Annotated in this window: 10 protein-coding genes; 7 read left to right on the forward strand and 3 right to left on the reverse strand. The window is 52.9% G+C overall.

Features of this window, described 5'->3' with window-relative positions; translation table 11 throughout:
* Positions 1 to 16 precede the first annotated feature (16 nt).
* The 3 genes from nrdF to DYE26_RS29450 all read left to right on the forward strand — a co-directional run bounded on the left by nrdF (position 17) and on the right by DYE26_RS29450 (position 3,102).
* Positions 17 to 976, forward strand: a complete 960-nt coding sequence (gene nrdF / locus DYE26_RS29440; RefSeq protein WP_036620001.1) for a class 1b ribonucleoside-diphosphate reductase subunit beta — start codon at positions 17 to 19, stop codon at positions 974 to 976.
* 135 nt (positions 977 to 1,111) lie between these two features.
* The gene (locus DYE26_RS29445) at positions 1,112 to 2,404 is read left to right on the forward strand and encodes a J domain-containing protein (protein ID WP_036620003.1); all 1,293 of its coding nucleotides are present in this window, start codon (positions 1,112 to 1,114) and stop codon (positions 2,402 to 2,404) included.
* A gap of 164 nt (positions 2,405 to 2,568) precedes the next feature.
* Positions 2,569 to 3,102, forward strand: a complete 534-nt coding sequence (locus DYE26_RS29450; RefSeq protein ID WP_218568201.1) for a DUF1266 domain-containing protein — start codon at positions 2,569 to 2,571, stop codon at positions 3,100 to 3,102.
* A gap of 80 nt (positions 3,103 to 3,182) precedes the next feature.
* On the opposite strand, the gene DYE26_RS29455 is transcribed toward DYE26_RS29450, so the two are convergent.
* From DYE26_RS29455 to DYE26_RS29465, 3 genes are all read right to left on the reverse strand, one after another.
* Positions 3,183 to 3,944, reverse strand: a complete 762-nt coding sequence (locus tag DYE26_RS29455; RefSeq protein ID WP_036620007.1) for a GNAT family N-acetyltransferase — start codon at positions 3,942 to 3,944, stop codon at positions 3,183 to 3,185.
* Between the two features lie 135 nt (positions 3,945 to 4,079).
* Positions 4,080 to 4,196, reverse strand: a complete 117-nt coding sequence (locus DYE26_RS34420; RefSeq protein WP_115311385.1) for a sporulation protein YjcZ — start codon at positions 4,194 to 4,196, stop codon at positions 4,080 to 4,082.
* Between the two features lie 236 nt (positions 4,197 to 4,432).
* Positions 4,433 to 5,602: an MFS transporter gene (locus tag DYE26_RS29465; RefSeq protein ID WP_036620009.1), complete on the reverse strand. Its 1,170-nt coding sequence runs from the start codon at positions 5,600 to 5,602 to the stop codon at positions 4,433 to 4,435.
* Between the two features lie 799 nt (positions 5,603 to 6,401).
* Here DYE26_RS29465 and DYE26_RS29470 point away from each other — a divergent pair.
* The 4 genes from DYE26_RS29470 to DYE26_RS29485 all read left to right on the forward strand — a co-directional run bounded on the left by DYE26_RS29470 (position 6,402) and on the right by DYE26_RS29485 (position 12,559).
* Entirely contained in the window at positions 6,402 to 6,842 is a 441-nt protein-coding gene (locus DYE26_RS29470; RefSeq protein ID WP_036627611.1) for a hypothetical protein, read from the forward strand.
* A gap of 89 nt (positions 6,843 to 6,931) precedes the next feature.
* Positions 6,932 to 8,080: a transglutaminase domain-containing protein gene (locus tag DYE26_RS29475; RefSeq protein ID WP_036620011.1), complete on the forward strand. Its 1,149-nt coding sequence runs from the start codon at positions 6,932 to 6,934 to the stop codon at positions 8,078 to 8,080.
* Between the two features lie 269 nt (positions 8,081 to 8,349).
* The gene (locus tag DYE26_RS29480; RefSeq protein WP_036620012.1) at positions 8,350 to 10,374 is read left to right on the forward strand and encodes a peptidoglycan D,D-transpeptidase FtsI family protein; all 2,025 of its coding nucleotides are present in this window, start codon (positions 8,350 to 8,352) and stop codon (positions 10,372 to 10,374) included.
* 130 nt (positions 10,375 to 10,504) lie between these two features.
* On the forward strand, positions 10,505 to 12,559 hold the full coding sequence (locus DYE26_RS29485; RefSeq protein ID WP_036620015.1) for a peptidoglycan D,D-transpeptidase FtsI family protein: 2,055 nt from the start codon (positions 10,505 to 10,507) through the stop codon (positions 12,557 to 12,559).
* Positions 12,560 to 12,579 lie beyond the last annotated feature (20 nt).

The raw sequence follows: 12,579 nt of genomic DNA on the forward strand, positions 1-12,579 counted from the left end.
GGATGAAAGATCGGCGATGTGCGCATTACGAGCTGTAAACTGGAACCGTCCGGACGACGATTTTACGATGATGTTCTGGAACCAGAACATCATGCAGTTCTGGACGGATGACGAAATCCCGTTGTCCGACGACAAAATGTCCTGGATGACGTTAAACGATGATGAAAAAGACGCATATATGAAGGTCCTCGGCGGTCTGACGCTGCTTGATACGGTACAGGGCGGCGTCGGCATGCCGCAGATCATGGAGCATGTGGAGGGCCTGCAGCGCAAAGCCGTGCTCGGCTTTATGGGCATGATGGAGCAGATCCATGCCAAATCGTACAGCAGCATTTTCACTACGCTCGCTTCCAATGAGGAGATTGACGAGATCTTCCGCTGGGTGGAGCAGAACCCGATGCTGCAGACGAAAGCGGAGACGATCCGCCAGTACTACACCAACATCCGCTCCCCGAGAGAGCTGTATTTGGCGATGGCGGCCTCCGTCCTGCTGGAGAGCTACTTGTTCTATAGCGGATTCTTCTACCCGCTGTATTTGGCCGGCCAGGGCAAAATGACCTGCAGCGGCGAAATCATCGACCTGATTCTGCGCGATGAGAGCATTCACGGCGTGTACGTGGGCGTGCTGGCCCAGGAAATCTACGCGCAAATGAGCGAAGACGAGCAAAAAGACGTATACGAAACGCTGGAAGGGCTGCTGCACTACCTGCACGCCAACGAAGAGCGGTATACGGAGCAGATTTACACGAAAATCGGACTGGTGGACGAAGTGAAAGTCTTCCTGCGGTATAACGCCAACAAGGCGTTTATGAACCTCGGCTTTGAGCCGCCGTTCGAGGAGGAAGAGGTTAACCCGATCGTGTTCAACGGGATCCGTACCGACACGAAGCAGCACGACTTTTTCTCCAAAAAAGGCAACGGCTACGTACGGGCGCTGAACGTCGAGCCGCTGACCGACGAAGATTTCAATTTCTAAGCCGACGGGCTTTTTAAATAAGAACAGGGTGTTTGCTCCCGGAAGCGATCTTACAGCGGGAGACGCCCTGTTTTTGCTTGCAAGCGTAAGCTGTCTGAAAGTTAAGCAACCTGACTTGAGGAGTGAAAGTTACTTTTGACGACGATTTGGAGCATATTGGGCATCGAACCGACGCAAGACAAGCAGCAGATCAAGAAGGCCTATGCCAAGAAACTGCGGATGGCTCACCCAGAGAACGACCCAAGAGGCTATCAGCGGCTCAGGGAGGCTTTTGACGCGGCCATAAAGCAGGCCGGCATGCCGGAGGAGCATGATTTTCCCGGATACGGCCAGGACCTGAAGACCGGAGTCGCGATCGGGACGAAGCAGGAGGGGGAACCGGCCCCCGATTCGTTGGCGCTTTTTGAACAACACCTGCATGAACTTTACACGGATTTCAAGCGCCGCGTCGATCCGCAGGAATGGAAAATGCTAGCGAACCAGGATTACATATGGGACGTAGGGGCGCAAGGCGAGCGATTCGACGCGCTGATCCGGTTTCTGGACGAACATCGGCATATGCCGGCGAACGTGTGGAAAGTATTGGATGAACTGTTTTTGATCAGAGAAAACTTTGAGCACGGGTATGACTACTTTGACGATGAATTGATGGAATTTGTGACCGGACAGATTAGCGGAGGCCTGGCGATGGGCTACGAATGCTTCTTGAACCGGGAGCTGGCGATCGACTTGGAGGCATATCTCGGCTTAAGACAAGAGGCGCAGCTCAGTCTGATGGATGGCCGGCTGGAAGACGCCGGGCGGGAGCTTGCCGCCGCCCATGCGCTGTTCCGGGAGGACCCGGACCTGGAGTTAATGCGGGCCAAGCATGCTATTATGGCCGGGGATTCCGGCGCAGCGCTGGCTGTTCTCCATCAGGTCGTCCGTTTGAACCCGGAGGCGCGGGAAGCTTATCTGCTGCGCGGGAGATTGTTATTTGATCGGCGGCAGTACCGTGAAGCGCTGCAGGATGCGGAGTATTTGCTGCAGTTTTCTCCCACGCCGCAGGATGCGTACTGCTTGGCTTTGGAATGCCGGGAGGTTCTCGGTCAGGTTGAACAGGCCTGGGAGGACGGCAGGAAGCGCTGGGAGTTTGAGCGGAACTCTATACACTATCGTTTCTATGCGGTGTGGTCGCGTTTTAAAAACCGGCATCTATTCCCCCAAAAATATAGCAGGCTGCCGTTCAAGGTTCGGCTGCGGATGTGGCAGTTTGAACTCCTAATGATGCTGTTTCTGTTCCTGGGGCTAAATTGGCTGTACATTCTGCTCTATCTCGTCTGCCGGTTTACGTTTGGCGCCGGTTCCGCTATCGCCGCGATTTGGCTGGCAGTCATGTTGTGGAATACCTGGAAGACGGCCAAAATCGCCTGGATGCGGCGCATCTGACCGAAGGAGGGCGTTTTTAGATGTTACCCAAGTACAGTTTTTTTAGGCGCAGACGGCTGAATCAGTACTTTCGCTGTTTGTCGGCTAATTGCTTTGATGGGATTATGGCAGATTATTTTAATTTTTATGAATTCACCTGGCTTAACCGCTGGTTACGTAAAGGTGTGATAACCCTATCTCTCAAAAAAAATGAGGTTGCCAATGCGGAACAGTTGAAGGACAGGATTCGTACGCTGCTGGATGCGGATGCCGACCTTTACCGGGAATACCGCCGGATTCATAGAATCCTGTTCGTTTTACCGGAGGCGGCGCGCAGCAAATATATCGAAGCCCGGCAAGGCGGCGGCGATCATGCCAAGCTGGTGCTGGTGAATCACTGTCTGCACCAACTGCCCTCGGGCAACATTGCCGGGTACGGGGCCGCCTGGGCGGTCGCCTTAAGCCGAATCGGCCGGGCCAAAGGCTGGCTGACGGCCGAGGAAGCCTGGCAGTACAAGCTCGCGGCAGCCCGCTTTGCCCAAAGCTGCTACGATAGCTGGGGAGAGTTCTTTATCGCTCACTCCATCGGTTCTCTCTTTTCTCAGCCTAATCCGAAGCTCAAAGAAACATTGTTGGTGACGGGCATGGTTTCTCTAATGGAGGGAAGCTCGCTGCTTTACAGGAAGGCCAAGTGGGATATGAATCTGGAGCCGGATTGAGCGGGCGGTTCATCCTCCGTCTTAATATGCATTCCGCCGTTATTGTAGCGCCGGGGTGTACCTGTCGGATCGAAAGCCCGTTAAGCCGGAAGCAACCGCTCCAGCAGCTTATCGAATTTATTGACGCTCAAGATTTCATGCGTGACGAACTTCCCGTCATAGTACAGGGCAAAGGTTGTCCAAACCGCGGGGGCCTGCTGGGCCTGTTCTTTGGATGTGATCCGGCGGGCGCGGAAGGGGACGCCTTTGGCGCGGGCCGCTTCCCGCAGCTCCTCAAGCATGCCGGCCGCAAACGGGCATTGGGCCGTGTAATAGATCGAAACTCCTTCTTCCGGAACGGATGCCTGCTTGACGTGCGGTTTGAACGCAGGAGAAGCGGCGGTTTCGTTCCAGGTTAAAGCCAGCAACTGAAAATAAGGCTCGGCCTCATCCGCCACTATAAACCCCATATGCTCAAAAAAAGCCTTGTCGCTCAGATAAGGCAGCTTTTTGCTTCCGGCGATATGCACAATGCCGTCCATGCCCCGGGCCGCCGCGTCCTCCTTGCACCGCTCCAGCAGCTTTGCGGCATGCCCCTGCCCCTTATGCCTGCCCGACACCCAAAGACAATTGATGAACATATAATTGGGAGCATCGATGGGGATCCAGGCCTGATCGGCCGGCAAATATTCGATGAAAACTTTGGCCCGGTCGTCCAGACGGTAAAAAACGAGGCCCTCGTCCATTCGTTCCTTCAGCCAGTGCTTTTTCTCATTGACGGCCGCTTCATACTGCTTGGCGCCCAATGCGCAGCAAATGTGTTGTTCGTCGATATTTTGCTTCGTAATTTGCAAATATGCCAAGTGGACCAGTCCTTTCCGCGGATATCTTATCTGGTTTTTTCTATCCAGTATAAGCTTTGCCGTTCGTTAAATCTATGAAAAAAAACAGCCTGCCGCACGGCAGACTGTTTGCCTTGCGGTTATTGGCAAAGCCCATTAATGAAAAGTAGAGCGAAGAATGATCACCAGCAAAATGTACAATACGAGAATCGTGCCTGTTGACGTCCAGAAGCCGTAAAGGCCATGAACAGGTGCAACATGGACCGGTGCAATATGCACAGGCGCGACATTAACAGGCGCAACATTGACGGGTCCAACATTAGCGGGACCGATATTAGCGGGACCAATATTGGCGGGTCCAACCGCGCCGGGCCAAACATTGTTTAAGGAGCTCATTTTTGGTTCACCTCGATATATTTGGTTATCAGCTGATTTCACGTTATCTTATGTCGGGCGTTCGTCTCTGTCCTGTGCGGCGGCCCAGAGGGCGAAAAAACTATAAAATGGGCTTACGGCCGGCCGGCTTCGGCGCCGATCGGCGGCGTAAATACGCCGGGATGTTTCCTCGGCGGCGCCAAAATGAGCGCCAGCATCAGCAGGAAAAAGGCCAGGAAGTAGGGAGAATACGACCCGTGCATCGCCCCGGCGGCGATCGGCCCGATAAAGGAACCTAGCGACGTCGCGATCGACTGAAGGGAAAATACGGTGCCAAGCCTTTGTCCCCCGCTCAGGTCGATAAACAGGGAAGAGAGCGCCGGAAAGACGATGCCTTTGGCCATGCCCAGGACGAACAGAATCGCCGGCAGCGGGATGAAATCGAGTGCGGCCAGCGCAAAAAAACAGAGCGCAACACCCAGGATGCCGAAGCTCGCCCGTTTGTAAGGCGACAGTTTGCTAAGAAACAGCATCGAAAGGGTGACAAGCGCCCCCAGGCTGATGATCGAAAAATAGAGGCCGGTGTGCATGATTTCGGAAGCCCCGCCGGTTTGCAGCGGCAGTTCGAAAAACAGAATACCCTGGGAGCAGGCGACGGCCAGCGACAGAAGGTAGTAGCGGAGCGGAATGACGTTGAGCTTGAGCGGGATCCCGGAGGAGGCCGTTTTCGGCTCCAGAGCGGCTGGTTTGCTCGTTTTCGCGGGCTCGTGAATGGTGATCATGGCGATGACGCTTGTTGTGATGAGCAGCCAGCCCAGCATTTGAAACGCGAGCGAGAAGCCCGACTGGGCCACAAGGAACGCGCCGACCGCCGGCGAGACGACGGAAGCGATCGTGTGCATCACCCCGTGGCCGGCCATCAGTTTCCCCTGCTGTACCGGATTATTGGACAGCGAAGCAAGCATCGCCAGGCAGGCCGGCGACAAAAAGGCCAGCACAAAGCCGCTGATCGAGCGTATGACGAGCAGCTGCCACGGCTCCGTCACATGCGCCTGAAGCAGCAATAGTACACCGGCGGTAAGCAAGCTGAAAATCATGTATCTCCGGCTGCCGTGCCGGTCTACGCCTTGGCCGGCGATCAGGTTGCCGGGCAAATGCGTTAAGGAGTAGATCCCCATCATCCAGCCGATAAACGTCGGCGCCGCGCCGAGGGACAACGCAAACGGAGTCAGAATCGGATACTGGGCGTGCAGGTCGAAGAAAGCGAGAAACATAAAGAAATACAGCCAGAACGCGATTTTCATGCGTTAGCCCTCCTCTCTTGGATAGTAACGATGCTCTACTTGTACTACTTGTACGCCTGAAGGGATGAAGTTATGTCTAAATGGCGGAAAGCTTCCTGCTTTTAAGCTGCTTTTCGTTCTGTGAAAATTGAGGAAAAAAACTACCTGATAAACGCGGTCTGGCTTGCTTGAAAGTACGTCGATAGACGTTTTTCTTATGTTCGTTAGCTGCCCGGAAACGGGATAAGGTTATAATCGAAGGATAGAATTACCGGAACGACAAACGGAACGGCCAACCGGGACGACGAACCGTCGTCCTTCAAAATAACGGCACTTTATGTACTTATTATCCGGAGCGAGGCATATTCATCCCCATTAACGGCATTTTTGGTCCTTATTTTCTTATGAAGGGTCCGGAACGCGGGCATTTCCTTGCAACGGGGGAAAATAGCTGCATAAAATACCTCTATTTCTCTCAAATGGATGGATATCGCCGGAATAACGACATTTTTTGTTCTTATGTTTTCCGCTGGAGTTCCTCCTCATTCGTCCTGCCAGCGTGTTGGCAGGTTGAACGGGTTAGGAGGTAAATGTAGCCTGATTGCTCTCCCTGTATAAAAATGTATGGCAAACATGTACGGCCCCACAGGGACTAAAGGCACGTCTTCTTCAGCCCCTGTATTATGATGGCAAAGGGGTTAAGCTGACACCGGCCTGGGCCATCATGTATAATGGTAAGGCAACCGTGTTGTTGCCGAAATAACCGGGCCGGCCAGGGAAGAACTCCGCCGGCAAAAACGTGTAGGAGTGTTTGCAAATGATGGACGTGCAAGTATGGACTGAATTTTTGAAAGAGAACTGGCTGGTCATCGTCGTGGCCCTGGTCATCCTTTTTCTGGTGCTGAATTTCGTCAGAACCGTCGTCAAATGGGCGCTTGTATTGGTGATCGCGGCTTTTATCATTATTTACAGCGGCATTTCCCTTAAGGACATCGGCAACGCGGTAGCCACTGTGAAGGAACAGGCCGTGAATATCAGCCAAAGCGAAGTTTTGAATATGATGAAAAAAGAAGCCAAGGAAGCCAAGCTGACGCAAAACTCGGACGGATCGTTTACGATTTCCACGCCGAATTTGGAAGTGACCGGCACCGAGGGGAGCGATAAAGTGAAGGTTTCGTTCCACGGCGTGTCCATGGGAGAATGGTCGGTGAACGATACGCTGAAGGCCTTTATTCAAGAGGCGCAGCGCAATTCCAAGTAAGCGGCGGTTCGAATTGCATCTGCATTTTTCGGAAAATTTATCGTTAATATATATGCCGCGCCGGCAAATCATCAGGATCGGGGGGTGACATGATGGAGGATTTGCTGCAAAGTGTGCGGGAATACAACTTCATATCGTTGCTGCTGCTGTTCATCCTGCTGGGATCGATACTTCAGGGCTTGCTGCGCGGGGCATCGCGGTCGGCCGGCCGCTTGTTTTCGCTGCTCAGCGGGGGCGTGCTGTCGCTGCTCGGGATTGCCGCCGCCATCCCGCTTACGTTGTGGATTTCTCCCAAGGTGCAGGGGTGGCTGGCTATGCTGGAGATACCGCAGCGTGAGCTGGCGCTTTGGGAGCAGGTGTTTTATACGTTCATCATGGCGGTAAGGGACTTTCCGCTGATGCGTTTTGCCGTCGTGTTCATCCTGATGTACTGGCTGATCCGGACGATTGCCGGGCTGGCTGCCGCGCTTTTCGGCGGCGGCTCCTGGTTCGGGCGGCTGTTCTCGGGCGGAGACCGCCCGGCTTCGCTGCTGAGCCGTTTGGCCGGAGCATGCATCGGCGGTGTGATCGGGGCGGCGCGCTGCCTGATGGTTATCGCCGTGCTTTTTATCGCCGTGACGTTGTTTCCGAACAGCGGCTTCAGCCGTTATGTCGAGGCGTCCCCGGTATACCAGCAGGGGGCCCGCACCATCATTGAACCGCTGACCGGCAACCTGATCAAGGAGAAGCTGCCGGTGTTCACCCGCAGTGTGGAGGCGGAGCTCAGCGGAATTCTGCAGCAAAAATACGAGCTGATCGACGCCCATATCCCGCAGGATATCGAGCTGGCGGCGGCCGAGATTACCAAAGGCGCGGATAGCGACGAGGAGAAGGCCCGCCGGTTGTACGACTGGATCGGCACGAGAGTCAGCTACGATTACGATAAAGTGAAGGACTATGAGGAGAAGGGGATCTGGCACGAGCAGACGCCGCAAATGACGTTTGAGACGAAAAAAGGCGTCTGCATCGATTACGCCCGCCTGTACGCGGTGATGGCGAGGTCGCAGGGCCTGGACGTCAAGGTCATCACCGGGCTCGGTTATGACGGGCAGGGCGGATACGGCCCGCATGCCTGGAACGAGGTGTTTTTGTCTGCGCAAAACGCCTGGATTCCGCTCGACGCGACCTGGGCCCAAAGCGGGGACTGGTTTAATCCTCCGGCCTTCAGCGAAACCCATATCCCGGATAAATTAATCTAACTAGGAAGTACGCATCTAAAATTTTTTTCCGGAGGCGGGCGAAAAAAGTTGGAACCGGGCCGTAACTTCGACGGGCCCTATTTCGTTAAAGTTATATAATAATAAGTTTCCGGCGGAGCCGAACAATTCTATAATCGTGGAGAAAAACTGCCGTTAAACGCGGTCTGCCTTCCCAGAAAATACATCGATAGACGTTTTTCTTATGCAAGTATAGAAGAGTGTAGACTTATCGATCCGATTTTTGAAAGGAAGAAGGTAGGGGAAACGCAATGAAAAGTGTCTACATGGACGATCCGCGCAAGCAAGAAGCGGCGATGCAGAGACATTTTAATATTCGGCTAAACCTGTTTTTCTTTAGCGCTTTTGCGATTTTTACCGTGATTATCGTTCGCCTGGCGATTTTGCAGTTCGTGGAAGGCCCGACGTTGTCCAGGCAGGAAAGCAATCTGCGGGTAAAGGATGTGCCAATGCCTCCGATGAGAGGTTCTATATTGGCTGCCGGTGGAGAAAAGCTGGCTTATTCGACACCGGTTCAATCTTTGTATTTGACTTTGCAAAAGAGCAGTTACAGCCAGGACAGTGAATCGGGAAAGAAGAATTACGAGGAAGCGGTGGCTTTAGCCCGGAAATTGAAAAATGCGTTTGCCAGATACGGAGCCCCGGACAAGGCCATGTCCGAAGAGGACATCCTTAAAGCGATGGACCTTAATTTCCAGACCAATAACGGTTTTGTTCCAAGGCGAATCAAAGCGGAATTGACCCCTAAAGAAGTTGCGTACTTTATTGAACGCAAAAGCGAATTTTCGGGGATTGACATCGTTGAGGAGAGCATCCGCCACTACGACAAGGACAGAGTAGCCGTGCAAACGATCGGTTATCTTAAAAAGTTTCAATCAACAAGGGATTTGGATTGGTATGACCCGATCAGGGAAGCAAAAAAAGAGGATCCTTCCCTGCAGTATACGGAGGAAGAGCTTGTCGGTTTCGACGGCTTGGAATTGTACTATCAAAATGAATTGCGGGGCAAAAACGGATTTAAGAGCGTCCCGATCGATCCGCGCAATATGGCAAACGGGATTCCGGAGCTGACGCCGCCGGAAAAAGGTTATGATTTGCATACAACGATCAATAAAAATGTACAGCTCGCCGCCCAGCAAGCCATCATGGACCAAATCAAATGGGTACACACGCATACGGTGTCCGGAAAAGTGCATCCCCATGCCAAAACCGGTTATGCCGTCGCGATGGAAGTGGATACCGGCAATGTGGTGGCGATGGCCAGCATGCCGGATTACGATACGAACTTATGGCAGTCGGGCGGGGTTTCGACGGAAGATTGGAACAAAATTATGGATAATTACCGAAACGGGACGATAACGCCAAACAGTTCGGGACGTTCGGGACATAATTTCGACTCCACCGTTTACCTTGGTTCGACGATCAAACCTTTGTCCGTGTTAGTTGGCTTAAACGAAGGCCTGTTTACGACGAGTGATCGATACAACGATACGGGGATTGCCTATTTCGGGAGAAATGATTCGTCAAGCGTGCGAAATTCCTCAAGACATGTGTACGGCCGAATTACCCCTAGAGAGGCGATCATTAAATCCTCCAATACGTTTATGGTCGATATGGTGGGAGAAAAGCTGTGGAAGAAATATCGCGACAAAGGGATTGGCATTTGGGACGGCTATATGAAGCAGTTTGGCCTTGGCGTACCCACGGGCGTGGATCTGCCTGAGGAATTCCGGGGCAGGCTGGATTATACCGACGAGTCGGAAACCTCCTTGGCGCGGTTGGTGTACTCTTCCTTTGGGCAGCAAGCCAAATACACCACATTGCAGCTTGCCCAGTATACGACCACGCTTGCCACCCGGGGGAAGCGGATGGAGCCGCACCTGGTCAGCAAAATTACCGATTCCGAAGGAAATGTCGTCAAGGAGATCAAACCGAAGGTGCTAAACGAGGTGAAATTTAATGACGCATACTGGAAAGAAGTAATTGCCGGGATGAGCACCAACGTGTCGTCCGCTTTTTCCGGCTTCCCGTATGACTTTGCCCGTAAAACGGGGACCTCGGAGCAAGTGGGGGGCAAAGAAAAGAGAGATAACGGCGTATTCATTGCCTTTGCCCCGCGCGAAAATCCGAAGCTTGCCGTCGCCGTCGTCATTCCTGAAGGCGGTTTTGGCGCAAACAGCGCCGCCCCGGTGGCCCGCAAAATTTTCGACGCTTACGATCGGGAGTACGGCCTCGACGGGGTGCCGAAGAAAGCGGAAAATCAAACAAGCAAATAAGAGCAGGTAAAAAGAAATCATGCTGTAACTTCGCTACGATTCTTGCGTTATGTTAATATAGATAAGGCCGACAGTTGCCTCGATCATGCCGATAAACGACTCATCAGGGGAAGAAAGTAGGGGAATCGCAGTGAAACGCGTCTACAGTGAAGATCCGCGCGAACAAGAAGCGTCGATGCAGAGACATTTTAATATACGGCTGAACATGTTTTTCTTCAGCGCATTTGCCATTTTTACCGTCATTATCGTGCGGCTGGCGATTTTGCAGTTTGTGGAAGGCCCAACCCTGTCCAAGCAGGAAAGCAGTCTGCGGGTGAAGGATGTGCCGCTGGCGCCCACGCGGGGCACGATCTATGCGGCCGGCGGGGAGAAGCTGGCGTATTCCACGCCCGTCCAGTCTCTCTATATTACTTTGCAGAAGGATTACAGCAATACGACGGACAAGGGGAAAAAGAACCGTCCGGAAGCGCTGGCCTTGGCGGATAAATTAAAAGAAGTGTTCGACAAATACGGCAAAGCGGATTCCAAGATGACGAAGGACGCCATCATCGAAGCCATGGACCTGGATTACCGGAAGCAAAACGGATTTTCGCCGCGCCGGATCAAAATGGATTTGACCAAGGAAGAGGTCGCATATTTTCTGGAGCGGAAGGATCAGTTCCCGGGGATTGATATCGTCGAAGAGAGCATCCGGCATTACGATCCGGATACGGTAGCCGTGCAGACGATCGGGTATATCCGGAAGTACTCCAATGCCTCGACGAACCTCGATTTTTATAAACAGATCCGCGCGCAAAAAGATGCGCCGCCGGATATGCAGTACACGGAAAACGAAGACGTTGGTTACGACGGGTTGGAATTGTATTATCAGAGCGAGCTGCGCGGCAAAAACGGGTACAAAAGCGTCCCGATCGATCCGCGGAACATGGCCACGGGCATCCCGGAGATCACGCCGCCGGTGAAAGGAAACGACCTGCACACGACCATCAACAAAAACATTCAGCTTGTGGCCGAACAAGCGATTTTGGACCAAATTGCGTGGGTGCATACGCACCCGGTGTCCGGTGAAGTTCATCCCAACGCCAAAACCGGGTATGCCGTCGCCATGGAAGTGGATACCGGAAATGTGGTGGCGATGGCCAGCATGCCGGATTACGATACGAACGTCTGGCAGTCGGGCGGGGTTTCGCCTGATGCTTGGAAGAAGATTTCAAGCAATTATATGAATGGGACAATTACCCCATTTAGTTCGGGACGGTCGGGACATGATTTCGAATCTACCGTCTTGCTTGGATCCACGATTAAACCGTTGTCCGTGTTACTCGGCTTGAACGAAAACTTGTTTTCGACGGACTCTTATTATAATGACACGGGGATTGCCTATTTCGGGAAAAACAATTCGTCGAGCGTCAAAAATTCACATAGAAGCGCATACGGCTTAATTGATCCGCGAGCGGCAATCAAGCATTCCTCCAACACCTTTATGGTCAATATGGTTGGGGAGAGACTTTACAATAAGTACGGCGCCAAAGGAATCGATGTATGGGACGGCTATATGAAGCAGTTTGGCCTTGGCGTATCCACGGGCGTGGATCTTCCGCAGGAGTATCTGGGCAAGCTGGAGTATATGAACGATAAGGAAACCGCCTTGTCCCGGCTGGCGTATGCTTCCTTTGGGCAGCAGGGGAAATATACCACGCTGCAGCTGGCGCAGTATACGGCGACGCTTGCCACTAGAGGCAAGCGGATGGAACCCCATCTGGTCAGTAAAATTACCGATTCCGCAGGAAATGTTGTTAAGGAATTTGAACCGAAAGTACTCAACGAAGTTAAATTTAATAATGCATACTGGAAAGAAGTTATCGCTGGGATGAGCACTGACGTGAACTTCGCATTTTCCGGCTTCCCGTATGACTTTGCCAGAAAAACAGGAACCTCGGAGCAATGGGGTGCCGGAAGAAATAGAGATAACGGCGTATTTATCGCCTTTGCGCCGCGCGAAAATCCGAAGCTCGCTGTCGCTGTAGTGATACCGGAAGGCGGCTTTGGCGCTTACAGCGCCGCGCCGGTGGCCCGTAAAATTTTCGATGCCTACGATCAGGAATATGGCCTCGACGGAGTGCCGAAGAAAACGAAAAATCAGCAGACGAACGGCCAGGCAGTTGAGAGCAACAAGGCGGAGTAAGCACCCCAAAATTGAAAAAT

Source organism: Paenibacillus macerans (assembly GCF_900454495.1).
Classification (GTDB): domain Bacteria; phylum Bacillota; class Bacilli; order Paenibacillales; family Paenibacillaceae; genus Fontibacillus; species Fontibacillus macerans.